This window comes from Enterobacter chengduensis, from assembly GCF_001984825.2.
GTDB classification, from domain to species: Bacteria; Pseudomonadota; Gammaproteobacteria; order Enterobacterales; family Enterobacteriaceae; genus Enterobacter; species Enterobacter chengduensis.
Map to the genome: position 1 here is coordinate 1 of NZ_CP043319.1, position 25,320 is coordinate 25,320.

25 protein-coding genes and 2 pseudogenes are annotated in these 25,320 nt (G+C 51.4%); 15 read left to right on the forward strand and 12 right to left on the reverse strand.

Features of this window, described 5'->3' with window-relative positions:
* Positions 1 to 867: a plasmid replication initiator RepA gene (repA, locus tag FY206_RS24650; RefSeq protein ID WP_022650061.1), complete on the forward strand. Its 867-nt coding sequence runs from the start codon at positions 1 to 3 to the stop codon at positions 865 to 867.
* A 1,074-nt stretch (positions 868 to 1,941) separates the two neighbouring features.
* Here the strand turns inward: repA and FY206_RS24660 are convergent.
* Complete coding sequence (locus tag FY206_RS24660; RefSeq protein WP_022650060.1) at positions 1,942 to 2,727, reverse strand: AraC family transcriptional regulator; 786 nt, start codon at positions 2,725 to 2,727, stop codon at positions 1,942 to 1,944.
* Positions 2,728 to 2,828: 101 nt separating this feature from the next.
* Here FY206_RS24660 and FY206_RS24665 point away from each other — a divergent pair, with 101 nt between their 5' ends.
* The 3 genes from FY206_RS24665 (at position 2,829) to FY206_RS25405 (ending at position 4,922) form a co-directional block, all read left to right on the forward strand.
* A complete protein-coding gene (locus tag FY206_RS24665; protein ID WP_077064355.1) occupies positions 2,829 to 3,956 on the forward strand; it encodes a multidrug effflux MFS transporter in 1,128 nt (375 codons plus the stop codon).
* Between the two features lie 215 nt (positions 3,957 to 4,171).
* Positions 4,172 to 4,741, forward strand: coding sequence for an AAA family ATPase (locus FY206_RS24670; RefSeq protein WP_022650058.1), 570 nt, complete (start codon positions 4,172 to 4,174; stop codon positions 4,739 to 4,741).
* A 13-nt stretch (positions 4,742 to 4,754) separates the two neighbouring features.
* Entirely contained in the window at positions 4,755 to 4,922 is a 168-nt protein-coding gene (locus FY206_RS25405; protein WP_154591405.1) for a hypothetical protein, read from the forward strand.
* A 164-nt stretch (positions 4,923 to 5,086) separates the two neighbouring features.
* Here the strand turns inward: FY206_RS25405 and FY206_RS24675 are convergent, their stop codons facing one another.
* The 3 genes from FY206_RS24675 to FY206_RS24685 all read right to left on the reverse strand — a co-directional run bounded on the left by FY206_RS24675 (position 5,087) and on the right by FY206_RS24685 (position 7,961).
* Positions 5,087 to 5,482: a hypothetical protein gene (locus FY206_RS24675; RefSeq protein WP_022650057.1), complete on the reverse strand. Its 396-nt coding sequence runs from the start codon at positions 5,480 to 5,482 to the stop codon at positions 5,087 to 5,089.
* 179 nt (positions 5,483 to 5,661) lie between these two features.
* The gene (locus tag FY206_RS24680; protein WP_022650056.1) at positions 5,662 to 6,294 is read right to left on the reverse strand and encodes a LysE family translocator; all 633 of its coding nucleotides are present in this window, start codon (positions 6,292 to 6,294) and stop codon (positions 5,662 to 5,664) included.
* Positions 6,295 to 6,413: 119 nt separating this feature from the next.
* Positions 6,414 to 7,961: an EAL domain-containing protein gene (locus FY206_RS24685; RefSeq protein ID WP_022650055.1), complete on the reverse strand. Its 1,548-nt coding sequence runs from the start codon at positions 7,959 to 7,961 to the stop codon at positions 6,414 to 6,416.
* A gap of 364 nt (positions 7,962 to 8,325) precedes the next feature.
* Here FY206_RS24685 and FY206_RS24690 point away from each other — a divergent pair, with 364 nt between their 5' ends.
* The 3 genes from FY206_RS24690 (at position 8,326) to FY206_RS24700 (ending at position 10,338) form a co-directional block, all read left to right on the forward strand.
* Entirely contained in the window at positions 8,326 to 9,129 is an 804-nt protein-coding gene (locus FY206_RS24690) for an MBL fold metallo-hydrolase (RefSeq protein WP_022650054.1), read from the forward strand.
* A gap of 138 nt (positions 9,130 to 9,267) precedes the next feature.
* Positions 9,268 to 9,753, forward strand: coding sequence for a helix-turn-helix domain-containing protein (locus FY206_RS24695; RefSeq protein ID WP_022650053.1), 486 nt, complete (start codon positions 9,268 to 9,270; stop codon positions 9,751 to 9,753).
* A gap of 78 nt (positions 9,754 to 9,831) precedes the next feature.
* On the forward strand, positions 9,832 to 10,338 hold the full coding sequence (locus FY206_RS24700) for a DUF6622 family protein (RefSeq protein WP_022650052.1): 507 nt from the start codon (positions 9,832 to 9,834) through the stop codon (positions 10,336 to 10,338).
* Positions 10,339 to 10,346: 8 nt separating this feature from the next.
* Here FY206_RS24700 and FY206_RS24705 read toward each other — a convergent pair whose 3' ends face one another.
* Positions 10,347 to 11,216, reverse strand: a complete 870-nt coding sequence (locus FY206_RS24705; protein ID WP_022650051.1) for a LysR family transcriptional regulator — start codon at positions 11,214 to 11,216, stop codon at positions 10,347 to 10,349.
* A 275-nt stretch (positions 11,217 to 11,491) separates the two neighbouring features.
* On the opposite strand from FY206_RS24705, the gene ampH reads away from it, so the two are divergent.
* The 3 genes from ampH (at position 11,492) to FY206_RS24720 (ending at position 15,522) form a co-directional block, all read left to right on the forward strand.
* Complete coding sequence (gene ampH / locus FY206_RS24710) at positions 11,492 to 12,652, forward strand: D-alanyl-D-alanine-carboxypeptidase/endopeptidase AmpH (RefSeq protein WP_032635084.1); 1,161 nt, start codon at positions 11,492 to 11,494, stop codon at positions 12,650 to 12,652.
* Between the two features lie 217 nt (positions 12,653 to 12,869).
* Positions 12,870 to 14,600 (forward strand): penicillin-binding transpeptidase domain-containing protein, encoded by a 1,731-nt coding sequence (locus FY206_RS24715; protein WP_032623598.1) that lies wholly within the window; start codon positions 12,870 to 12,872, stop codon positions 14,598 to 14,600.
* A gap of 64 nt (positions 14,601 to 14,664) precedes the next feature.
* Positions 14,665 to 15,522, forward strand: a complete 858-nt coding sequence (locus FY206_RS24720; RefSeq protein WP_012477595.1) for a class A beta-lactamase LAP-2 — start codon at positions 14,665 to 14,667, stop codon at positions 15,520 to 15,522.
* Positions 15,523 to 15,570: 48 nt separating this feature from the next.
* On the opposite strand, the pseudogene FY206_RS24725 reads toward FY206_RS24720, so the two are convergent.
* A pseudogene (locus tag FY206_RS24725) lies at positions 15,571 to 16,724 on the reverse strand (IS3 family transposase).
* A 394-nt stretch (positions 16,725 to 17,118) separates the two neighbouring features.
* Between FY206_RS24725 and FY206_RS24730 the strand changes: the two are divergent.
* Positions 17,119 to 17,775, forward strand: a complete 657-nt coding sequence (locus tag FY206_RS24730; RefSeq protein ID WP_001516695.1) for a quinolone resistance pentapeptide repeat protein QnrS1 — start codon at positions 17,119 to 17,121, stop codon at positions 17,773 to 17,775.
* Between the two features lie 318 nt (positions 17,776 to 18,093).
* Here the strand turns inward: FY206_RS24730 and FY206_RS24735 are convergent.
* The 4 genes and pseudogenes from FY206_RS24735 to FY206_RS24750 form a co-directional block, all read right to left on the reverse strand.
* Positions 18,094 to 18,522: pseudogene (locus FY206_RS24735) on the reverse strand (recombinase family protein); the annotation flags it as partial.
* Positions 18,523 to 18,554: 32 nt separating this feature from the next.
* Positions 18,555 to 19,946, reverse strand: coding sequence for an ISKra4-like element ISKpn19 family transposase (locus FY206_RS24740; protein ID WP_001493761.1), 1,392 nt, complete (start codon positions 19,944 to 19,946; stop codon positions 18,555 to 18,557).
* 36 nt (positions 19,947 to 19,982) lie between these two features.
* On the reverse strand, positions 19,983 to 20,555 hold the full coding sequence (locus FY206_RS24745; RefSeq protein WP_001493762.1) for a recombinase family protein: 573 nt from the start codon (positions 20,553 to 20,555) through the stop codon (positions 19,983 to 19,985).
* 136 nt (positions 20,556 to 20,691) lie between these two features.
* Positions 20,692 to 21,282 (reverse strand): plasmid pRiA4b ORF-3 family protein, encoded by a 591-nt coding sequence (locus FY206_RS24750; protein ID WP_012477564.1) that lies wholly within the window; start codon positions 21,280 to 21,282, stop codon positions 20,692 to 20,694.
* A 299-nt stretch (positions 21,283 to 21,581) separates the two neighbouring features.
* Here FY206_RS24750 and FY206_RS24755 point away from each other — a divergent pair, with 299 nt between their 5' ends.
* Genes FY206_RS24755 through FY206_RS24765 form a run of 3 tightly spaced genes read left to right on the forward strand, consistent with a single transcriptional unit; the run spans position 21,582 to position 23,626 of the window.
* On the forward strand, positions 21,582 to 22,199 hold the full coding sequence (locus FY206_RS24755; RefSeq protein ID WP_022650047.1) for a hypothetical protein: 618 nt from the start codon (positions 21,582 to 21,584) through the stop codon (positions 22,197 to 22,199).
* A complete protein-coding gene (locus FY206_RS24760; RefSeq protein WP_032623594.1) occupies positions 22,150 to 22,812 on the forward strand; it encodes a DUF6710 family protein in 663 nt (220 codons plus the stop codon). Before FY206_RS24755 ends, FY206_RS24760 begins: the two co-directional genes overlap by 50 nt.
* A 10-nt stretch (positions 22,813 to 22,822) precedes the next feature.
* Positions 22,823 to 23,626: a DUF4225 domain-containing protein gene (locus tag FY206_RS24765; RefSeq protein WP_022650045.1), complete on the forward strand. Its 804-nt coding sequence runs from the start codon at positions 22,823 to 22,825 to the stop codon at positions 23,624 to 23,626.
* On the opposite strand, the gene FY206_RS24770 is transcribed toward FY206_RS24765, so the two are convergent.
* Positions 23,601 to 23,930, reverse strand: a complete 330-nt coding sequence (locus FY206_RS24770; protein WP_012477573.1) for a hypothetical protein — start codon at positions 23,928 to 23,930, stop codon at positions 23,601 to 23,603. The two genes, FY206_RS24765 and FY206_RS24770, sit on opposite strands and share 26 nt — an antisense overlap.
* Before the next feature lie 156 nt (positions 23,931 to 24,086).
* On the opposite strand from FY206_RS24770, the gene FY206_RS24775 reads away from it, so the two are divergent.
* Complete coding sequence (locus FY206_RS24775; protein WP_012477572.1) at positions 24,087 to 24,758, forward strand: SOS response-associated peptidase; 672 nt, start codon at positions 24,087 to 24,089, stop codon at positions 24,756 to 24,758.
* Here the strand turns inward: FY206_RS24775 and FY206_RS24780 are convergent.
* Positions 24,725 to 25,222 (reverse strand): thermonuclease family protein, encoded by a 498-nt coding sequence (locus FY206_RS24780; protein ID WP_022650044.1) that lies wholly within the window; start codon positions 25,220 to 25,222, stop codon positions 24,725 to 24,727. The genes FY206_RS24775 and FY206_RS24780 overlap by 34 nt on opposite strands.
* Positions 25,223 to 25,320: the final 98 nt, after the last annotated feature.

A 25,320-nucleotide genomic window follows, 5' to 3' on the forward strand; every position in this document is an offset into this window, starting at 1 on the left:
GTGAGTAAGCAGAATTCCGAAACCACTACACTTTACCGTCAGGTAAAAAATCCGAATCCAGTTTTCATTCCTGAAAAGGGAAAGAAAACCCTTCCGTTCTGTGAAAAAATTCGCGAGAAAGCTGTTGGCTTCACTGAGCGTGCAGAGTTCCAGGCACTGGTTGCTATGCTGATCGCCCGTGGTGAGCGCAAAAAGCGCCCGCCAGTGTTACGCATACGGGCACTGGAAGCATCCGTACAGGCAATGTGTCACTATTTTAATCCCCTTGCTAATCGCGTTGGTTCATCGCTCACTACCATGAGCATTCGCTGCGGACTGGCCACAGAAAAAAAACGTCTGTCGATCACCCGTCTGACGGGTGCCCTGAAGTTTCTCGCTCAGCTGAACCTCATTACCTATAACACCGAATACGATAAAGAAATTGGCTGTAATATCCCCACAGACATCACTTTCACACCGTTGATGTGGCAGGTGCTTGGGGTGTCTGAAGAAGCCGTTGCTGCTGCGCGCCGCAGCCGTATTGAGTGGGAAAATAAGCAGCGTGAGAAGAAAGGGCTTCCTCGCGCCGGTGCTGATGAACTTATCAGTGCGGCCTGGTCATTCGTTCGTGAACGCTTCCGTCAGTACCACAAGTCACGCTATGAACACGGCATGAAACGTCACAGGGCGCGTAAGGACGCTCCGCGAACGCGCAAAGAGATCGAGCTGCTGGTTCGCCAGCAAATCCAAAAAGAAATCAGGAAAGGCCGCTTCTTCGGTAATCTTGATGCGGTTCGGGCAGAGATAGAACGCCGTGTCTCGGAGCGAATGAAGCTTTCGCGTGGCCATTACGCACGACTTGGTGATGCATTGCTGGTCACAACCTAACGCCAGCTAATACGCTGCCTTTTTGAATCTGGTGCCCTGGCATCGGTTTACGCCTGCCCACTTTTCGGCTTTTATTGCCGTGTTAACCTTCTTCAGCCCCTGTTTCAGGCCCCCGTCGGGGACCTGAATGACAAACATGTCCTGCTGATGCCGGGTTTTCTAAACTTAACCAAAATTCTTCTTTTGTTGCCCGCATATTTCTGTGACCGAACGCCCAATATTTCACCGCTTTTAGGTTTTCATCCAGTTATCCACATAAACCACAAGAGGCTAAAGTGATAAGCTACTGGATGGATGCTTTTTAAACCACAATAAGGAATTTCTACAAACCGCGATGATCCTTTTAAACTTCTGATCTCCTATCTTTTAAACTTCAGTCATTACTTACATTTAAAAATAAAACCTATTCGCCACCTGTCCTGTGGACATGTGTATAACGCCCGCCCTTGCAGCGGACAAAGTCCGCGCCGGTTCGGTTCAGGCGCTTTGCGCCTAGAGTTAGCACCCGCCAAAAATGGCGGGCAGGGTTCAGAACGTTACAACAGCAACAGTCGACCACTTACTCCTAGGATCCTCAGCTCCCCACAAAAAACCCACCACTGAAAAGCGCCGCCGCCCGGGCCGAAGGCCCGGAACAACATCGCTTTTAATGATGGATGTTGTAACTAGAACCCGAGCCGCTTTAATTCACACCTCCGGCAGACCCTGTGCAACACGCCCGTAAGCGGTCCTAACGGCCCGCTAACGCGGAGATACGCCCCGACTGCGGCGAAGCCTTGTCGTGACCACTCCGACGGCGCACATCATTTCCTGTGCCGCCTGTCTGCGGGTTATGGCTTAGCAGGGCGAAGTGATGGATTGGTGGAACCTATCAAAACTGATACCGGCTGCGCCGGGCTACGGCGCCATTTACGGAGGTGCAGTATTCAGCGACAGAGGGCGCCTTCATGCGCCTTCGGCGCATTTATTGGGGCCAGTTTGGATATCGAAAATTATTGTACGTTGAGGTCAAAAATCGACCTTAATAGAAAATACAAAAACTTAGGATATTGTTTTTTTATTGATTTATCACCGTCAGCGGGGACTTTTTTCAGCAATATTCTTAAGTGAATAACGTGCTGGAGTCGTACCTGTATGCTGTCGAAAAAACGTGATGAATGCACTGTCGCTGACAAATTCCAGCTGTTGCGCCACATAGCTTAACTGCCATCCGTCACACAGCATTTCCATTGCCTTTAGCAGCCTCCACTGCTGCCGCCAGTTCTGATAATTCATTCCGGTATCTCTGATAAAGACCCGGCTTATCGTGCGCTCAGATGCACCAATCTGTTGGGACAACTGGCCAAGGCGTGGGGGTAATTCGCCCGTACGTACTCCATCCAGCCATAAGTTCAGGCGAGCGTCTGAGGGGAGCTGTAATGTCCAGTTTTCTGTGCGTGCAGTCTGTATTTCTTCACAGAAAACGTTAATGAGACTGGCCTGTTGCTCTGCCAGCATTCCCCATGGCCAGAATGCCATTCGTTCTATGACTTCAAAAAACAGGGGATTAACCTCGACTATTTGCAGTGGCAGTAGAGATAACGGAAGCGTGGTTGAAAAGTAGAGGGAACGATAGGCCAGCACACCACGCATCATGGCGCGATGAATTGTTCCTGCAGGGATCCAGGCTGCTCGGCGGGGGGGAAGCTGGCACAGGGTTTGTTCAAGTTCAATTGTGATGCTCCCCGACGCTGAAAAGAGCAGCTGATGACGAAGGTGACTGTGTTGTCCTGAATCGTGTACACCTAAATCGGACGCAATTCCGATTACCGGCTCACTAAAACTATCCGGATCGAAACTATCGTCGGGGCTAATTTTCATAAAATGTCTGATATTTAGTATTTAAAGTCCTTATTATTATAATAAGACATTATCGTCTCAGCAATAATGCCCTCCAGTTTTCTGTTTCTCTGGATATTGTTATGAATAGTATTATTCGCCCTCCCCTGTGGCTGCTGACGCTGCTTATTATGTTTCCACAACTGGTAGAAACTATATACAGCCCTGCGTTGCCAGATATCGCCAGATCTTTTCAGGTAAGCAGCGAGCGTGCTGCTCAGACGCTTTCAGTCTATTTTTTCTCCTTTGCTGCCGGAGTGGCATTGTGGGGCTGGCTGAGTGACTGGTTCGGACGACGTCCGGCCATCATGGCTGGACTCATCTGTTACGGAGCGGGATCTGTAATGGCAATTGTGTCCACCGATTTTAGCGTATTACTGCTGGCCCGTATGGTGGCAGCCACGGGTGCTGCCGCCGGGTCTGTTGTAGTGCAGACCATGCTGAGGGACAGTTATGAATCAACCTCACTGGCCCGCGTCTTTTCCGTCATGGGAGCGGCGCTTGCACTGAGTCCGGTTTTCGGTCTGGTAAGTGGAGGCTGGCTGGTAAGTCTGTACGGCCATACCGGCGTATTTATTGCTCTGGCATCACTGGCGATAATATTGCTAATACTGGCAGCAGTTTTACTGCCGGAAACGCGGCCAGAGAACACGCTCAGAATCCGGGGGAGCGGTCTGGCGTCCCGCATGATCCGGGACGGTATGCTCTGGAAAAATGCAATACTCGTAGCCCTGCTGAATACAATGTTGTTCAGTTATTACAGCCTGGCTCCGTTTCTTTTCAGGCTGCTGGGGTGGAGCTCCAGGGCATTCGGATGGACGGGGATATTACTGGCACTTGCTTCACTCTCGGGCAGCCTCCTGAACCGGAGACTGTTAACAACCGGTATAACACCGGAACAGCTGGTACGTCATGCATGTACACTGGCTCTGCTTTCCGGTGTTGCTGCCTGGTGGTTGCAGCACTCGGCGTGGATACTTATACCGGTAGCCGGAACTGTAATTGCCTATGGCATAGCGATACCCAACGTGTTGAGCCAGGCGCTGCACCGTTATCGCGAACAGACCGGAGCTGCGGGAGCATTATTCGGCTTGAGCTATTACTTATTACTGGGAATGATGCTGGGGCTCGCCGGCATGGTGCAGCAACTGGGACTGGTTCTGACAATCTGTGCTGCTATGTCTCTTTTGTGCAGTGTGTTACGTGGGTGAACCGACAGGCGGAAGCGCCTGTAATGCAAAGCCCGGGCGTCGTGGATATATTAAGTGAGACACGACGACACGTTTTATCTGCAGGGAACGGAAATCAGTGGTGCAAAATGTTGCTTGCAGGCTATCTGTAGGGCACCGGTATAATGATGTCTTCATCTTTTCATTATGAAGTATCCAACATCAGTGTGTTGTTTTTTCCGAAAAGGAACGCTTTTATGTATTCTGAAAACCAAAGAATTATTATTACCGGCGGACCGGGGTCAGGTAAAAGCACGCTGCTGAATTCCCTGCGCGCAAAAGGTTATCCGACGGCAGCTGAGGCCGGACGCGCAATCATACGGAACCAGGTGGCGATCGGCGGAAATGCGCTGCCCTGGAAGGACAGGGAAGCTTTCGCCGGGCTGATGCTGAACTGGGAGTTACGCTCGTGGCATGAAGCTGCTCAAAGCGAAACGCCATTTTTCTTTGACCGTGGGCTGCCGGATATAGTTGGCTATCTTACGCTCTGTAATCTGCCGGTGCCGCCCCATATGAAGAGAGCGACTGAACTGTTCCGGTATGCTCATACCGTGTTCATCGCGCCGCCATGGGAAGACATCTACGTACAGGATACGGAGCGTAAGCAGTCATTCGGGGAAGCGGTTCAGACGTACCATGCAATGGCTGAGGCCTACGGCAGATGCGGCTATAACCTCATCAGGTTACCGCTTTGCGGGCCGGAAGAGCGGGCTGAAATTATTTTATCCAGCCTGTACGACAGGCATCACCACGGCGAGCCCTCCTGAGGTGGTGCTGGTTATGGCTATAACTATCCGAAAGCGCGACAGTATTTTGGTGGCTCAAGTGGCGGCGCCAGTCTTCGACCGGATTATCGGTCCGGTACTTATCCGGATGAAGGTTGTACCGGACCGTCCGGCTGAACAGATCCTTTTTGTTCAGAATTTATTTGTTATCACACAAACTTAACTTTAAAAGGTTGCTATTAATCTGTTAAAAAATCCTCTCATGATCATCCCCTTACTGACTGGATTGTGTCATCCAGCCTTATCTACGCCAGCAATGGTTACTGACACCATATACGGTGCTGGTTTAGCCGATGTGCCCTCAGCGATGAATTGAACCTGCACATGTCATTTGTAGAGCCACTGACCGCCGATATACTTGTCAGGATTTTTCATGCACGCATCCATAAAAGTACCGTAGTTGTCAGGGCCTTTCATTGTATTGGACCATATTTTCTCAATTAAAGAATCAGACCACTTTTCAAAGTTATTGCCATCAATGAAGTCTGGGTTTTTGTATCTGCTTTTTGGGATACAGCTGTTGAGAGTTTGAGTTTCACCGGTCGCCACCTCATGGATGAACTGCTTAGCCTGATTTTTGCTGCATTGCCTCTCTTTATACAGCGCCACCATATCCGAAAGCGTAGCGGCTCTAAAGGAGCACTCATTGTGTATATTCCTTTTCTCAGCCATTGCCGAAAACGATATGAAAACAGTTAATGCAGCTAAAATATTTTTCATCATGACATCAATTCCTTACAGATACTTTTTAATCTGATTAAATCGCGCAAAAAAAGCCCTGACAATCTGAGGAAAGCAGGGCAAATATCTCACAGGTTGCAGTTCATTCTTTCTGCATTGTGAAATTTTTCATCAGTTATGAGCCTTTTTACCCTGCTGACAGGTAAAGCAGTCTGGTCCTGTTATTTAACAAAGGAGGAATAAATCAGCCGCATACCCAGTGCTGCCAGAACCGCGGATGATGCCCGATCGACTGAGGTTTTCAGACGAAGATAAGCCCTGCGCGGTCTTTCGGAGGACAGGCAGAGCGAAACGATCGCGTACCAGCCAAAATCAATCAGGAAACTCATCAGCGGGATCGCGACATAAAAAAGGGCCGGGATATTTTCAGGCAGCAGGGCGCTGAAGATCGATGCAAAAATGATTGCTGTTTTAGGGTTACTGAGCTGCGTCAGTAAGCCATCCCGGAACGTCATCATCAGCGTCCTGCCGTCATTTTTATCGCCGTCAAGCGCCAGATACAGAGGCCGGGTTGCGTCCCTGAACATTTTAACAGCAAGCCATAACAGATAGGCCCCGCCCGCAACTTTCAGCACCATGAACAGCTCCGGAACCATGAGCAGCAGCTTCTGCAGGCCGAGCATGGCGGCCAGCGAAAAAATGGCAGCGCCCACGCCGGTACCGAGAGCGGTCACAAGCCCGTGGCGTCGGGAGTGGACGACCGCATTCCGCGCGACATAGATAAAACTGGGACCCGGGCTGATAACCCCCATTGTCAGAACGGTGGCAATCGCTATCAGGCTGGAAATAATCATGCTGACCTCGGCTGAAGTTAGAAAATGGTGTGACATCACTCATTCAAAATATAAAGAAGGAGATACATGTAACATCAACGCCATGACATAAACAGGCGAAAATCCGGTTAATATTGATCTTACGCAATAACGTCGTCTTTCAGTCTCACGCCCTGCTCCCGGTACCACTGATAAAACGCGGCAGCCGGCATGGGTCTGGCATAATAATAACCCTGAACGTAAGGTACCTGATTTTTTATCAGCCATTCAGCCTGATGTGCGGCCATTACGCCCTCGGCAATGGTGGTCAGCCCCAGCCGTCTGCTGAGGCCCAAAATGGTGTCCAGTACCGGCGTGTCCGCACCGGCCGACGTCAGGCTGTCGATGAATATTTTGTCAATTTTCAGGTAATCCACCGGCAGGCTCTGAAGCAGGCTCAGCGAGCAGTAGCCCGTACCAAAATCATCCACGGCCACCTGACAGCCTTTCTGGCGTAGCTCATGAAGTTTCGCTGATGCCGCTTCAGTGTCCTCAACCAGGCTGCGCTCGGTAATTTCCAGCACCAGTCGAAAAGCGGGATCGAGAGAAACCCACAGTCTCAGTACGTCAGCGGTAAACGACCGGTCCGTCAGGTGAGGGGCTGCGATATTCACGCCCAGATGGAAGGGGTCAGTCACCTGCCATGCCCTGACATCGTCTTCTATCAGGCTGAAGAGATGCTGCGTCAGGCTGACAATCAGACCTTCCTCTTCAGCGGCCCGGATAAACACCACCGGTGAAATGCTTCTACCGTCAGTACGCTGCCAGCGCATCAGGGCTTCGGCGCCGGAGCAGGCACCAGTCGCGGTGTCACAGACCGGCTGGTAATGCACGCTGAATTCGCCGTCTGCCATCCCTTTCCTGATTTCTTCCGCCAGAGACATCTTTCTAGAATCCCAGCGATGCCACATGTACAGCATGGCCAGGGTCAGTAGCAGGGACAGGGGACCGAGGAAAAGCAGATTACGCAGGATGTAATGGCGAAGCGACAGCGTCGGTGTAAGAACCTGAAGCTGCGCCTGACTCGCGGCAGAGTGGAACTCAGCTGTGAACACTTTCACACGTGGGGAGATTTTCTCCTGCCCGGAAATGACGGGGCCATCACTGAACCTGAGCTGCTGAACCGAATGATTCTCATCATCCAGGGAGTCCATCAGGTCCGTAACGTATCGGGCATCCACCACGCTGAATGCCGTCGTCCGGTTGCCGGCGCCATAAGCGTAGATAACAGCCACGTGCCCGGGCACGCTGCTGGTCCCCTCCGTGGCGATAACGTTTATCTTCCCTGTGGGTACTGAAACGGCAACACCAAAAATCTCATCGGCACTTTGCTGTCTGGCTCCGGTCACGGAGGAGCAGATTACTTTACCATCCCGTATAAGCCCGGTGCTGCGGATGTAGGGCGTGAGGGCGCCGTTCTCCGTCATCTGCTGCAGGACGCTTTCACAGGGCTGAGTGGCGAGCCTGGCGGTTACCAGGCTTGCATGGCGGGCAATGGACGTGATGTGGTCGACCTGGCTCATCAGTATGTCTGCCGTCACGGACGTGTCCCTGCTCAGCTGGCGCCAGGCCATCCCTGACGACAGCAGTGTAGCCAGGATTGCGGGTACGATAATTCCGGCAGCCAGCGCCCTTTTTCGTAATTTCATTATTCGTCCTTTGGGGTCTTTCCATGAATACACTATCACTGTTTAGTGACGTGATAATCATTAATCCCTTTACGTTTCAGGGTTATTTAAGCAGGTGCACGCAGCGGGATGTACTCTGTAATGAATATAAGCGCAGATTTTAAAGAGGTTAATTATTTTTTTAACCGGGTTGATATCGTTCTGACAGCATCACTCATTTTCGTTGTCACTGCTGAAATCTGGCTGCTATCGGGGAGCATGATGTGGCGGGCTGGCATGCTGATAACTCTTTATCTGCTGCAGTGAGAAAAATGCCGCCCTGAAACACGTAACAGCGCTGCTGTCGGGACAATGGGGTAATTAACCGCTAAGGGAGAACTGACCTGTGGCACTCAAAATGACCATTCTGGTCGAAAACCATCTGTCGCCTCACGCGGCTGCAGGAATGCAGTCCCGTGCAGGCCTCTCCATCCTCCTGGACGACGGAGAGAGCCGGATACTGTTTGACTCCGGCCCGGATGAAACCGTTGCTCACAACGCCAGGCTAATCAACGAGCCGCTGACAGATCTGAACGCGGTTGTATTATCACACGGGCATTACGATCACAGCGGCGGAATAACGTCTCTTGACCCAGGGACGAGGATTATCTGTCATCCCGGAGTATTACGGGAAAGGTATGCCGCTGTCAGGCTGCCGGGAAAGGTCATTCCTCTTAAGAAACTTTCGGTCGTGGAGCGTTTTTGCGGTCTTGACGTGGAGTACAGCAAAACCCCGCGCGTCGTGGCGGGACGTTTTGTCTGGAGTGGTGAAATCCCCGTGGAAAGCCCGGAGCCCTGGGGTTATACCGATTACAGGAACGCCACGCCTGATTATGTGTCTGACGAAGGCGCACTTATCTGGCGCTCGTCCCGCGGGCTGGTCATTATGACCGGGTGTGGCCACCGTGGGCTGGAGAACACCGTTCGCCACTGCGTGAACATTACGGGAGAAAACCGCGTCTACGCCCTTATCGGGGGATTTCATCTGCGGGCAGCGTCACCGCTCAGGCTGATAAGGCTGAAAGCATTTTTGCGTGAGCTCGCACCTGAGCATGTTCTGGGCTGCCACTGCACCGGAAGATGGGGAAAACTGTGGCTCAGGAATACGCATCCTGTAGCGTGCGGAGATACCGTTATTTTTGAAGAGTAAGTCTGTGATACAGGCTTATCCCGTCATTCAGGCAGCGTCTGTCGCCCTTGTGTCGTCTTTCTGTCAGGCCCGTGTCGTTTACGGTGCGGGCAGGAAATGCGAATATCTTAGCCGCTACAAACATACATGAGGTTATCGATGACCGTCGCAGAGAAAGTGAAAGCCCTTCGCCTGAAGAAGGCCTGGTCTCAGGAGCAGCTGGCAGAAGTCGCCTCGCTTTCTGTCAGAACGGTTCAGCGCACTGAAAAAGGGCAGAAACCTGGTCTTGAAACGTTGAGTGCGCTTGCCTCTGCCTTTGACGTCAGCGTATCTGAGCTCTCGGAAGAGGACGGGGATGCCGTCAACGCGCTGGATGAACGTATCAGTGATGCCAGAGCCCAGGTTGCCCGGGAAATGACGTTCTGGCGGATACTCGCAACGGCTCTTCTGACATGTACCGCAATGATGGTTATCAACTATCTGCTGACTCCGGAAAGCTACTGGTCCCTCGTTGTGACCGCCATATGGGGCAGCCTTGTTATGTTCAGGGGGCTGAGGGTGTTTGTTATTCACGATCGGCTTAAGTCATGGCAACAGCGCAGGTTGAATAATCTCCTCCGTCCGGGCACAAAAAAAGGAAAATAACCTGGGGTCAATCAAGTAAAACGCTGGAGCAATTCTCTACGGCTAAATGTAATCATCAATAAACGGAAAGGAAAAACCATGAACCTGTCTGAATTTTTCAGTCATGTACCGATCTGGGTCTGGCTCCTGCTGGCTTTTTTACTTCGTCGTGGTTTTACCGCCCTTTATGACAGGGAAATGAAAACCGGACGGCTTTTTTTGCTCCCGGTAGTGTTTCTTGTCTGGGGAGGCTACGGAATTATGACTGAAACAGAAAGGGCAGGGGTAAGTCTCACCATGATGATCGCAGGATTACTCGCGGGAGGAGCACTCGGCTACTGGATGTGGGGATCACAACCTCCCCTGCAGGATTCAGGCAACCCGGGCAGGGTTATCAGGGCCGGGACGCCGCTGACGCTGGGAATGATTGTTATTACTTTTTGTACAAAATTCATTCTTACTTCAGCCATCTTCCTGCAGCCCGGTCTTGCGGCGTCAGCGAGTTTTTGCATGCTGATGGGTGGGCTCACCGGACTGTTTGATGGTGTATTCTGGGGAGGCACGTTAAGGATTTTTCTCCCGTGGTACAATAAAAGACTTGTCTGACCGATAGTTTAATCACTATGAGCTTCGTTGAGAAGCCAGGCCCTGAAGGTTCTGACTACGGGGCGTATGATTCTGGATTTTGAATATGTCAGCCAGTAGCTGCCGGCATTGACAACCGTTTCGAAGGGCTGCACAACCTGCCCGGATGTGAGCTCCCGTGTAAACATATTCAGGGGAACCAGCGCCGCGCCGCCGGTATGTATGACGGTCTGGATCATCAGTCCTGACGAGTCATAGACCGTACCGCTGATGCCGGCGACGTCCTCCCCGGCCTCACGAAACCAGTCTTCCCATTCATTCATCCGGTAAGAACGAAGCAGCCTTTCGTTCAGCAAATCCCGGGGTGCACGAAGCCGTCCGGCCATTTCTGGGTCGCACAGCACGCCAAACGGCGCGTCGAATATTTTTTCATTATTGGTTGAGGGCCATATCCCGGTACCAAACCTGATAGCCAGATCGAGCCCCTCTGCAGCAATATTGACGATATTATTGTTAATACGCAGACGGACATCCACATGGGGGTGAAGCGTCTGGAAACGCCCCAGCCTGGCCTCAAGCCAGCCAAGGGCAAACGTGCCTACACAGCCCAGCGTCAGGACTTCCTTATATTCCCCGCCTTCAAACTGATGATAAATATTTTCTATAGTCCGGAACGCTTCGTGCAGTCCGTCATAGAGGATCGCGGCTTCCTCTGTGAGCTCCAGGCTGCGGGACTGTCGTCTGAAAAGCGTGATACCCAGACGCTCCTCAAGAATTCTTATTTGCTGGCTGACGGCGGCTGGGGTAACGAACAGCTCTTTCGCGGCCCGGGTAAAGCTGAGGTGCCTGGCGGCAGCTTCAAAAGATTTGAGGGCTTTCAGGGGAGGGTTTTTTCGCATAGCACATCCTTTAGATTTTCTTTAAATTAATACAAATTCTTATTGTTTGCCAGCATTCCGGATTATCAACATAATCCCGCTCACCTGACCGGTGAGCCATATTTGTTATTAATTTATTGCGCCACTGAATATTAATTAAACCGTATTTTAACTTTTTATTTCTGTCTGAGTATCATTCGCGTTTGCCTGCGAAACAACATTTTGAATACATCCAAAAGCATTCAATAGTCTTTCGGTACTCAGCTCGCTAAAAAACATCTTTAAGGTAATTCCGGATGAAGAGAAAATCACTGTTTCTGGCCGTGGCCACTCTGCTGGCCGCCAGTTATGTCAATGCTGGCCAGCTGACCACCGAGCAGCAAATTGCTGAGAAGTCTGCACAGATATTTCATGACACTAATCCTCCGGCTATGGTCATGGCCATTATTCAGAATGGTCAGGTGACGTATCACGCCTATGGTGAAACGGCTAAAGGCAACCATACCAGCCCTACGCCCGACTCGCTGCTTAGGGTCGGCTCTATGTCAAAAATTCTGGCCTCAGAGCTGCTGGTTAAGCTTGCCGATAAGGGAGCGCTCGGGCTGACCGACCCGCTTCAGAAATATGCTCCCCCGGGGATGACGGTCCCTGAGGTGAGCCATGGAAATCCCGTTACCCTGCTTTCGCTTGCCACACATACCAGCGGGCTGCCGCGGCTTATCCCGGGCCAGGCTCCTGCCGGCGCAGCTCCGTTCACTTGGCCGGACAGGCCTGCCCGCTGGCGCTGGCTGAATCAGAAGCCGACCCTGACCGCGCCGTGGGAACAGGCGCAGTACTCTAATGTCGGATACGATCTGCTGGCCGATGCTATGGAAGCTGCCGGTAAAAAACCCTACCTGCAGCTTATGCGGGAAAATGTGACGGGCCCGCTGGGTATGAAAGACACCACCACCCAGCCTGACGGGGCTCAGTGTCAGCGGCTCATGGAAGGCTCTGGCATCGATCCTGCCGGTCCCTGCACGGACACGACGGCAGCCGCCGGCAACGGCGGGATGTATTCCACCGCAAGGGACATGGCGAGCTGGATGCAGCATCTGTTGAATATCCGTCATTCTGATAAGCCAGCGCTCAGGGCCGTTCAGCAGGCCATGTATGTACAGAGACAGCAACTTAAATCCATTACGGGTCTGGATTTAGCCGGGAAAGCGCAGGGGCTGGGAATGGGCTGGGTCTTTATCCGGCCTTCGGTTGACTCCCCGGTAATGATCCAAAAAACCGGCGGCGGCGGCGGTTTTATGAGTTATATGGTTCTGGTGCCCGGCGAGAAAACGGGGATCTTTGTCTCTGTGACAAAAGTGGATCTGGATATGTTCTCAACCTTAACGCGTGAAACGAACAGCCTTATCCCGCTCCTGTTAAAAGCAGCTCACGGGGAACGCGTCAGTCCGGCTTCATAACGGGTCGGCTGGCAGCATCTGACTCAGCAAAAGACCGGGCGCTGTGAGCGGAAATATGGCCGGTTTTCGCCAGAACCCGGTTCCACGCAGAATTACACCTGCACTGAATATACCGCTTCTGGCGTCGATTTTTTCTGCTCCCCTGCAGCATGAGGCTCTGTAAGGCAGCCTGCTGCAAGGGGAGCAGACTCCAGCGAAAATGATAAAAAACTCCGCGATGAAAAATAAACAAAGTATTCGCCCGTCATCACCTGAGAAGGGATTCAGCAACGTCAGATATAATATTCTTCTTGCCGGTATCGCATTAATCTTTATCGTGCTGGTTGCCAGGCTCACCGGACTTCAGCTTTTTGACCACGCTGTCCTGGAAAATGCGGCTGACCGTCGATCCGTACGGACACTTGCACTGCCAGCACAGCGCGGAACCCTGACCGATCGTTACGGCGTTGTTCTCGCCATGAGCGTGCCGGCACGTGACATCATTGCTGATCCAAAACGCATCGCTGCCGCTCATCCGGACTTCGCGGAAGCCAGATGGGCTTTTCTGGCCGACTTGCTGGATATCACGCCTGAGGAACTTCGCAGAACTATTCAAGATAATTCGGACAAGGAATTCCTGTTTCTGAAGAAAAAGTCGCCCCTGTCATTGTCCAGGGCCGTGTCACAGCTGCATCTGCCGGGCATAAGTCAGAAATACAATGAAAATCGCTACTATCCGCTGGGTGAGGCATCAGCCTCGCTCATTGGTGTGACCGGTGCCGAAAATAGAGGGCTGAGTGGTATTGAGCAGAGCTTTAACACCGTTCTGAGAAAGGACTTCGGGGTGAAAAAAATACGCAAAAACGCCAGGGGGGGCGTCATCAGCGTGATCCAGTATGACGCTCCGGAAACTGCACCGGCGATCAGGCTGAGTATTGACAGTGTGCTTCAGTATATTGTTTACAGCCGGTTAAGGGAGGGGGTCGAGCAACATCACGCCCAGTCAGGCGCTGCGGTGCTTGTCAGCGTAAACACCGGCGAAATTCTGGCTATGGCATCCTATCCGTCGTTTAATCCCAACCGTTTTTCCGGTGCCACTTCCGCTGAAATGCGTAACGTGGCGATTAATGACAGCTTTGAGCCGGGTTCAACGGTTAAACCCTTCGTCATTCTTGAAGGCCTGCGCCGCCATATTATCAGCAGCAGCACGCTTCTTGACACAAGGCCGTTCAGGGTTGACGGCCATCTTATCCGGGACGTGGGATACTGGCCGGCGCTGACGCCGACCGGCATACTTCAGAAATCCAGTGATACCGGAGTTTCACATATTGCCCTGGCGATGCCTTCGGATGCGCTGGTAAAAACGTATTCATCCTTCGGGCTGGGAAAACCGACAGGGCTGGGCCTTCCCGGTGAAAGTACTGGTTACTTTCCGTTCAGTCGCCATCGATGGGCTGATATTGAGCGCGCCACCTTCGCTTTTGGCTACGGCCTCCGGGTAACCCCGCTCCAGTTAGCCAGAGCCTATGCCACTCTCGGGGCCTGTGGCGTTTATCATCCGTTATCCGTTACACGGTTATCCGCGCCGGTGTACGGTGAGCAGGTGGCGGACCCGAAGCTTGCCGATGCTGTAATCAGAATGATGGAAAGTGATGTGTTACCCGGCGGAAGTGGCGTAAGGGCAGCTGTACCGGGCTACCGTCTGGCAATAAAAACCGGAACCGCAGAGAAGTTAGGTGCCGGTGGAAAATATGACGGGGGGCATATTACCTATACGGCAGGCGTCGCGCCGGCGAGCCGTCCTGAAGTGGCACTGGTTGTGGTTATTAACAATCCCAAAGCGGGACAGCATTTTGGTGGCTCAGTGGCGGCGCCTGTCTTCGGCCAGATTATCGGTCCGGTGCTTACCCGGCTGAAGATTGCACCGGATGCTTTACGTGCTCCGGTGGTACACCGACAGTCCGGCTGAACAGAGCCTGTTTACTCATTATTTATCTATTATTACTTAACTTAATTTTAAAAAGGATATTAATATGAAAAAGATCCGCCTTATTATAATCTCTTTACTGGCTGGAATGTGTACTCCAGCATTATCTACACCAGTCAATGTTACTGATACAATACAAAGCACAGAAGACCATATCAAAGGTCGGGTTGGTTTTACTGAAATAGACTTTTTATCCGGGAAGGTTCTGAGTAGTCATCGCCGTGAAGAACGTTTTCCTATGATGAGCACATTCAAAGTTTTGTTATGTGGAGCAATATTAGTACGTGTTGATAAAGGGCTTGAACAACTTGAACGCCGAATTACCTATAATAAGCATGACCTGGACGACTATTCTCCACTAACCAGTCAGCACATTGCAGATGGAATGACGGTTTCTGAGTTATGCAATGCTGCCATTACCACCAGTGATAACACTGCTGCAAATTTATTGCTATCAACTATTGGCGGGCCGGAGGGATTAACTCATTTTCTGCGTAGCACTGGTGATAGTTATACAAGGCTTGATCGACACGAACCCAGCCTTAATGAGGCGAAGCCTGGCGATGAGCGTGATACCACCACTCCGGCAGCGATGGCTCAAACGCTACAAAAATTGTTAAACGAAAGTGTACTTACAGAAAAATCTCGAAAAAAATTAATAAGCTGGATGCAGGAAGATAAAGTCGGCGGGCCTCTGTTCCGCTCTGTACTGCCAGCTGGCTGGATGATAGCGGATAAAACAGGAGCAGGTGATCACGGATCTCGGGGCATCGTTGCACTGTTGGGCCCCGGAGGCAAGCCATCTCGTATAGTAGTCCTGTATATTACAAATACTCATTCATCTATGAATGAACTCAACGAGCATATTGCAGGGATCGGAGATTCAGTAATTAAGAACTGGTAATATATTTACAGTGGATTTGACCCTATATATCCAGACGTTTTTGCTCTCTTACGGTTGCGATAACTTCCTGCGTATATATTCCCGTGGTGAGCGATATCCCAGTGCACTATGCGGATGATGTTCGTTGTAATGACTGAACGCCACCGCCAGATTCATCACCGCTGCCTCGCTGTCCGGTTTCGGCATGATGCTGATGTAGTCCCGTTTTATCGTCATCACGAAGCTTTCTGCTATGCCATTGCTTTCCGGGCTTCGCACTGCTGTCGTACAAGGCTCCAGTCCCAGCAACCGGGCGAACGCCGGCACTGTTGGCAACTGCCTTCCGAAGCGTTTTTCCACCGCACCCAGCATGACATCCTGCACCGTTTCTTTGTCATAGCCTCCGGTGCTCGCTGCCCAGTCAATGATCTCCCTGTCGCAGCAGTCCTGCGCGAAGGTCACCCGCAGCTTTTCGCCATTATCACAGCGGAACTCAAAGCCATCTGAGCACCAGCGCCGGTTACTTTCCGCTACTGCTACGCGCCCCTTATGGGCCCGCTTACGGCAAGGATCAGCGGGTTTACGTTCAAGAAGCAGATTATGCGTTCTCATAATGCGATACACCCGCTTTGCATTAACCACAGGCAGGCCGTCCCGCTCCGACTCCCGTCGCAGCAGCGCCCACACACGGCGATAACCATACGTCGGCAGGTCAGCCACCGCCATGTTTATCCGGGACAATACGGTGGTATCGTCAGAACGGGGCTGCCGTCTGCGATCCTGTCAGTCAGATGGCCGGTGAACCCGAATGCTCAACTGCGCACGCGACACGCCAAGACTTCTGCAAACGTCGCTTATTCGTCGTTCCCAGGCAACGAGGGCGCATGCGCAATCCATTTTTTTGCCCGGCCGAACTCCACGGCCTCTTTGAGTATCTCGGCTTCCATCGTCTTTTTGCCCAGAAGGCGCTGGAGTTCGCGAATTTGCTTATTGGCGGCAGCGAGTTCGGAGGCCGGCACCACTTCCTCGCCCGATGCAACAGCCGTCAGTGAACCGTCTTAATATTGCTTGCGCCATTTGAATATCTGGTTTGCATTGATGCCATGCAGGCGCGCGACATGAGACACGGTCATACCGGGCTCCATAGTCTGCTGAATAATGGCAATTTTTTCCTGCGGTGTACGACGCCGACGCCGCTCAGGTCCTGATAACACTTCAACCATCTTATCGTTCTGACTGGTATTAAACATAGTTCCAAGACTACCTCTTATTTTAAGAGAGTCGAAGTGTCTGGTGATCTATGGGGCCAGTCTAGCCCTCTTCCAAGTGTAGGGAGATATAGTCAAAGTTTGCTTCTCCGCCGATGAGTCCGCCCTGCGTCGGATAGTCCGATTTTTTACCGGCGAAGCACGGCTCTCCTAACCCTATCTAAAGCGAATAACTTTTTTCAACAGGGCCGCGTGCCAATGCAAGAGCGATAGGCGCTCTACGCGCCAATTTGACCACTTAAAACAGGTAAATTGAGGGGTTGTAATGTGTTGATGTAACAGGCTTTTATTTTAATGTCTTGGCATATGTATAATGGTAGTCTAGCCCTCCTTTCAACAAGGAGTACTCATGGAAACCTACAATCATACATATCGGCACCACAACTTTTCACATAAAGACTTAAGTGATCTCACCTTCACCGCTTGCACATTCATTCGCAGCGACTTTCGACGTGCTAACTTGCGTGATACGACATTCGTCAACTGCAAGTTCATTGAACAGGGTGATATCGAAGGCTGCCACTTTGATGTCGCAGATCTTCGTGATGCAAGTTTCCAACAATGCCAACTTGCGATGGCAAACTTCAGTAATGCCAATTGCTACGGTATAGAGTTCCGTGCGTGTGATTTAAAAGGTGCCAACTTTTCCCGAACAAACTTTGCCCATCAAGTGAGTAATCGTATGTACTTTTGCTCAGCATTTATTTCTGGATGTAATCTTTCCTATGCCAATATGGAGAGGGTTTGTTTAGAAAAATGTGAGTTGTTTGAAAATCGCTGGATAGGAACGAACCTAGCGGGTGCATCACTGAAAGAGTCAGACTTAAGTCGAGGTGTTTTTTCCGAAGATGTCTGGGGGCAATTTAGCCTACAGGGTGCCAATTTATGCCACGCCGAACTCGACGGTTTAGATCCCCGCAAAGTCGATACATCAGGTATCAAAATTGCAGCCTGGCAGCAAGAACTGATTCTCGAAGCACTGGGTATTGTTGTTTATCCTGACTAATTGCTTTGATGTGTGATTTTAAACGCTCAAATTTATAAAACGAATAATATTGTCAACCTTGCAATAATAGACATAGGGACAACCATGTATAAATTTTTACCCTCAGGCGTCTTCACAATAGAGCCATATAGCAGTGGGTCACTTAGTGGGCTTAATTTTTCCATTAAAGATAATATTAATATTGCTCAGTATAAAACATCATATGGTAGCCCATCTTGGCAAGTAAACATAAGGCTGCCATTTATAAGGCACTGTTGCAAAAATGTGGAGGTGATAGGGGTACTACGCCGGAACCCCAGATTTTTCCGTCCGTTCAAATTATCCACGGTTGAGCAGCTTGATCCCGTCCGCCCGCAGTTGACCAACAGGGGAAATATGCCTGTACAAAGTTTGCCGGGTTATCCCAAGTTCCTGGCATAGCGTACTGACCTTTGTTTCTGATTGTCCCATTGATGCCATTGCCAGTCGCAGTTTGACTGGCGTCATTTTATAAGGTCGGCCGCCGTTCCGCCCACGGGCTCTTGCTGATGCCAGACCTGCAGTCGTTCTTTCAGCAATCAGTTCGCGCTCAAACTCCGCCAGTGCGGCAAAGATACCGAAGACAAGCTTGCCAGCGGCCGTTGTTGTGTCGATAGTCGCCCCGTGACCGGTCAGCACTTTCAGACCGGTCCCCCTCGCGGTCAGGTCGTGCACTGTATTAATGAGATGACGAAGATCACGACCGAGGCGGTCCAGCTTCCATACGACCGAGAGCATAAAAAATATTGGGGCAGCGTGAGCTATGCTGCCATCGCTGGTCCCTTCCCGTCACTTTGAAAACCCGGATACCAGCAGACAAATTTATCCTGCAGTTCGTTATTCAAAACGGCGGTCCGGGTCTGTAACAAATAATGAGCCCCTTTTCTGCTCCACTGCATCTGCTGCTTTTTGGCCATTCGTCTGGCGATCACTTCATTGATCGTGGATTCCACAAACGCGGTTGATACCGGCTCTCCGTACCGACGCATTTCGCCGTAGTTTGGGATCATCATCTTATTATTCCGGATGTAGGTATACATTTCATCCAGATGTTTTTGCAGGGATTTCAGGCTAGGATAGCTGAGTTCAGGGTCATCGCAATACATAACGCAATTATCAATATGTTCCAGCGCAGCGACAACATTGCCATGCCAGAGATATCGTTTAATGCTTTCCAGCAGTGCCAGAACTTTACTCCCCGCCTCTGGATCTGATACCAGCAGTCCCCGGGCATATTGCATGAGCACCTTCAGCCTCATGGTGATATGAAACCAGTCCAGCACATGCGTTGACTCAGGGTACATACCGAACTGGAGGTCCCTGAGATTATCCGCGCCGTCGGACAGAAAAAATATCTGCTGGTTGGCCTGCATTCCCTGCGCTGAAAGGTGGGTCATGAGCCTGCGTTCCGGATGACAGTCATCCTTCTGAACAAAACCGAAGCGGCGGGTGTCAGCAGGCGCACCAACGGAAAAAGACTTCCCGGCAATAATTTCAAAATTACGCTTTTTGTCATCCCGATCGCGAACATAACCACCATCTATACCCACCACAAGCGGTTTTCCTGGCCTGGGCAGGTTCCCCCAGTCGCGGGGGCAGCCGGAAAGAAAACCTGAATGAGCTTCAGCCTCAGCGTCAAGACGCTGCGCCACCTGGCATAAATGATTCCTCACCGTTGAGGCATTCAGGCTGTGGCCCACCGGCAGAATATCTTTCAGCAGACGAGTCGTCATTTCATAGGAGATCATCGAGGCCCAGCGGGTTTCAATATATTTCAGTGCCGGGTGAGAATAATCGCCGGCCCAGTCGCTGAGCAAACTGACTGTCTTTGTATCACTCTCTTCACAACGGCACCGGTACACCCGAAGCCCGGATACCGGAATAACGCCAAACAGCGTCCGGTACCGTATTTTCTGTTTGCCTTTGATTCTGCGCGCAGCAAGGCAGTGAGGGCACCGGATATGGTGTTGAGTATATTCGTCTGCCTGCAGCTGGACCACCGACTGCTGGACCGTATTCAGCAACAGCTTGGATTCTGACACCGATAATCCGATGTCGTTCCGGGTCTCCCCTGATTTCTGGATTGTCATCAGTTCCTCCGTTCGACTGGAGCCTGATTCATCGGTGATGACTATCTGGAGCGTCAGTTGCATCATTGCCTCCTGCTGTGGTGGATGACTATCTCCCGGCTACTGGTTGTTCATCTGGTGACGAAGCTTATAATATGTGGAAACGCCAAGGCCCGCATGGTCGCAGGCGATCCTGAGCCTGACCCCTCTGCTTCTGAGTGCGTCAATTTCCTGGATCTTTTTGATATCGGCGCCGGGGCGCCCTGTTTTTTCACCCCGTGCTTTTTTCGCGGCGATGCCGTCGGCCTGCCTTTCCTTCAGTAAGGCTCGTTCAAACTGGCTGAATGCCGACATCATGTGCAGCTGCAGTTCCTGCATCGGATTGTTTGTGCCGGCGCTGAACGTCAGCTGCTCTTTCAGAAAAATAAGGGTAACGCCCTGGTCACGAAGCCGGGTGGTGACAGCGCACATATCCGACATATTCCGGCAAAGGCGATCGATGGAATGAACCAGAAGCGTATCACCAGGGCGTAATTGCCCCAGGAGTTCCTGTAACCCCGGGCGGTTTGTGTCCTTCGCGCTGGCATGCTCAACACAAATTTTATCAGGCTGAAAACCCGCCTTTGACAATGCCTCTTCCTGACGGGCCGTATTCTGATCGGCCGAGCTTACCCTGATGTAGGCATATTGCACGCAAAACCTCCGGAAGGTCTTTAAACATCATAGAGATTTAAAGAATAATCCATAAACACTGATTTAGGGAGGTTTATAGACATTTTTTCGGGGATCTGAGAGGCATGCTGAAAACGTATACCTTTATAGACATCAGTCAGCGACGACGGCCCAGCCAGATAACTTCAGGCTCCAGTACCGGAGATGCAAGGTCGAGCCTGCTCAGTTGCCGGTTGATTTTGTGGCGGTTGAACCTGACAGCATCCAGGTCGTCAGCAAAAGGGCGGATCTCGCCGACCGTTGTTTCATCATCCGCATTAACGATAGCTTCAAGAAACGCCAGGGTTTTATCGAACTCATCCGCAGCTGTGGCTCCGGGCATACCATGGCCGCTTATACAAAACGGCGCTTTCAGCGTAGAGTTTTCATAAATGGCCTCAACACGAATGTCATGAAGCCAGTGCTCAAAGAAATTGTATTCATAGGTAAAGCGATCGCCAGCATCAAAAGCAAAATCATCAATCACGACCCGGAACGGATTATCGACAAAACCGATGCCTCCTTCGTAGGAGATACCGTAATCTTTGCCATAAATGTGAAATTGATGGAGATGGTCGTCCCCCCAGCCCTGCACTATCTGGAAAATGAAGTGAAGCGCGGCCAGTGACGTGTCGGCAGCAATTCTCAGCCGACGCCAGACCATCGGACTGACTCCATGAACTGCTATTTTGATGACGTAGATCTTCATAGTCAGCAGGTATTGTTATGAAATGATGGTGGTTATTTTAACCCCTGTAGATGGCATCATTCGATGGCTGCCCCGAGGTTTTTCATGCTCTCCTTATTGAATGCCTGCGCGCTGCTCGGCATTTTCACACCAGAATCTGGTAGCTGCGTTACCGGCTTTGCCGGGCGACGGCGCCACTGGCCTTCATTTTAATAGTTAACATTCGCTGGCGCCTCCATGTAGCCAGGCGGCATACTGCTCCTACATTTAAGAACAATGTGATCCTCCTACTCAATAAGGTCTGACTGAAGGTGCCGGCAATGCAGCTTTTTCACGGAACCAGACAGCGTTTTGATAAGTTTGATGTGGCATACAAAGGAACTGGTGAGTCCGGAAACATCGCTGCCTGCTGGTTTACGGATAATTTTAAAGGAGCCAGCAATCATGCGTTATTCAAAAACAGAAATCCCGGACTGCCACTGGTTTGCCGGTGTGAACTGAACACCGGGGCGATTATCGCTAATCACCGGTTGCCGCTCGCAGAGCAGCCCGATATCGCGGCACGTCTGAGAGATGGACTTCCAGTCAGCATCAGTAGCCAACTCAGTAAAGGCTGGGACTGGCATGCCCTGCGCGAGCCTCAATACAGCACTTACAAAGGGAGTATGCTTTATGTGGGTGACAGGCATGTAGATTCAGATGAAATGATCCGCCTTTACCTGAATTGTGGTATCCAGGGCGTTTATGACTGGGAAGGTATATTTACGGACAGCTATCTTCACGGTACAACTACCGTGATATTTGATACCAGTGCAGTGGCTATTATTGACAAAATCGAGTACGGATCTGACGACTGGCATAGCTGGCTGAGTGAATACCGGGAGAAGAATTGTGTTCTGGAAAGGGAACAGAAAGTACAGCAGGCTCACCACGGCTAAGAATAATTTTGAACATCTGCTGTCGGTTGCGTCTTCTCTGCCGGTCCAGGCTTTGCCGGATTTAATTCGCGCTATGGTCCGCCCTTTGCAGAGTGATTTCCTGCTCGCGGTGGCAGAAGAAGGAACCGATGCCCGTCCGGATTTGACACCCGGGGAATTTTTCTTTAATGCCATCACAGAGGTTCAGGACTATAGCAGTATGAAGGCGGGAGAAGTTAATCCAGAAGATTACCCGCTTTCTCTGGCCTCCGATATGGTTCTTCCCTGGCCGTGGAGTCTTTCCCGTTATATCGATAATGTGTCCCGGATTGGTACGGCAAAAGGAAGAGTATGGCAGCAGGATCGTACTAACCATTATGTTGAACTCTGGCTGCCCTGGCGCATTGGTTTTGTTCGGGGAGGTAATCACTCCATCACGGCCGGTATTCTGGCGGGTGAAGGAACGTTAATCCCTGAACACGTGTGGGATATGTCTTTTCTTTTTGAGCGAATAAGTACCGACGGGCTCTACTGGTATGTTGACGGTAAGAAAACTGAAGACGTGAAGTCCTGGCGTGCAGCTGCAATATTTGAGGCAGGCAGGCTAATGACTTCTCGTCCTGACGACAGATAAGGAATATGTAATGGATATCGCGCTTTTTCCCGGTCAGAGCCGGCGCCAGTGGGCTGATACAATGATCAATCTGGAAGCCCGAAAGCTTGTTAATACCGCAAATACCGTCGCGGCCATGCACCTCAGTGATTCACTGACCCGTCTGAAATTTGTGGATGAAATCAGACAGGTTGTCATGCAACAGTTTGACGCGGCAAGGAGAGCAAGAAATGATGAAGAGTGCATTTCCTGCCTGAAGAACCTCAGGGCTGAAAATGAGTTTCTACTTGAACAGTCGCGTATGCTGAAAACCGGTTATGCCCGGATCTACGCTGAAATACAGTACGTAACAGAGCAGAATAAAATTGTCGGATACTTCATATCCGGCATTAAGGTCGTTCTGGCCGGCGTACAGGCTGTGTTTGGCGGTGTTATGATCGCCACCATGACACCAGCTGGAATGCTTGCCGGTGCCGTTCTGGTCGGTGATGCCCTTAATACGGTATCACGGGAAGCAGCCCGTCAGCTCCTGAATGAACCTGCTTCAGAGGGGATCCTGGCGGACGGCGCCATGTCCGTAGCGGAGTTTATGGGTTTCAGCCGCGATGTCGGGCTGGGGATTTTTAATGCAACCACGCTTGCAGCCAGCGTTTATGGTGTGTTTGGTCTGACCGGGAAAGCTGAGGCCTGGCGTCTTTTCCGTTATCTTCCCGGAGACTATTACCGCAAGGTGGAAACCATGTCTCCGGGCAAACTGACGATGAAGGTTCTGGGATGGGGGGTCAGTGCAAAGGTGGTACTGGAACTCCTTACCCGTGATGACCGGAGTCGCTGATATGTGATCTCATCAGCTTCCATGATTTATAGCCAAGTCTGACCGGCATCACCAGAAGCAACACAATCAGCAGAAAGACGACGGCAACCACGCAGGAGATAACATGGCTGGCGCTGCCAAAAATCGCGGTGAGCAGGGTGATGATGACCATCCCGCCGGAGATCCAGGCTACCGACAGGAAATAGCCGGCCAGATCCTTCAGCACCTTTTCCAGCGAGTCCCCCGTCGCCTGGTGACGTTTGATTCTCGCTATTTCCTTACTGGTAAATCCTGCCGCGATAAGTTCCTGGTTGTTCTCTGTCATTCACGTCTCCTTTAACCTGATAAAAAGAATACACTATTTAGACGTCCCGTTCCTTCCTGCTTTTGCCTTCCCTGTCCGGATCGTTGTGCCGTTGCCGTTAAACAATCCATGCTTCCCATTTTTCCTATACTTACCCTTTAACGGCAGGAAACGCTTATGTGTGGACGTTTTTCTCAGTCACAGACCCGCGCTGAATACCTGGCTTATCTGGCCGGTGAGGTTGATGCCGGGTTTTCTGCAGTACCGGAGCCTATCGGACGCTACAACGTGGCGCCGGGGACCCGGGTACTGTTGCTCAGTGAAAGCAATGATCAGCTGCAGCTCGAACCTGTTCTGTGGGGGTATTCCCCAGAGTGGTGGCACAAAGCGCCCCTGATTAATGCCCGTGTTGAAACCGCAGCTGAGGGACGTATGTTTCGTCCGCTGTGGGAACGCTGCCGCGCCGTTGTGTTTGCTGACGGGTGGTATGAATGGGTACGTCAGAGGAACAAAAAACAGCCGTATTTCATTTACCGCAGGGACGGTCAGCCCGTATTCATGGCTGCCATTGGCGCACGACCGTTTGGTCTGAGGGATGACGGGGAAGGCTTTGTTATTGTCACGGCAGCAGCGGACAAGGGGCTTATCGATATCCACGATCGTCGTCCTCTGGTGCTGACGCCGGATGCCGCGCGCGAATGGCTACGCGAAAGTCTCAGTGGTGACGAGGCGGGCAGGACGGCCAAACAGGGGGCGGTGCCTGCTGAGGCATTCACCTGGCATCCAGTTTCCCCTGCGGTCGGCAACGTGCGGAATCAGGGGGCGTCGCTAATTGAACCTCTCTCGTGATGCTTGCTTCGCCAGCGCCAGGGTTCTGTCTGTCCAGGGACTGACCAGAGACCTGTAGCCTGACGACGGGCTTCGTCTTCCAGTGTTGCGTAGTCGCTCCGGACAGGTTTTCCGTGATACCGATATGCCCAGGCCAGTCCCTTACGGATCTGTTCGGCATTCACATCCTTCGCGCCAAGCCACACCGTGCCAAGCAGCCGGCCGTAACGATCCTCATCCTCGCCAGTGACGGTAACGATGCGCTGTGTCACCATCGATGAGAGTTCCTGTCTGGAACGCTGGCCAAAGGGTTGGTTCTTTTCAGGCGCATCGATACCGGCAAGACGAACACGCTTCAGCTGGTTCCCCTCACCAAGAATCTCAACGGTATCCCCGTCGAGCACACGAACAATCCTGCCGTTAATATCCGCACTTACCGGATAAGTCACGATGAGCAAACTAATTATGTACAGTGTCCGAAACATGTCTATATCTCTGGTTTTTTTATATATTGAGTGTCTCATTTTGAGACGGCAAAGTATATCTCGATGACGTGAATAGTGGATGTGTCTTATAGAGAAGG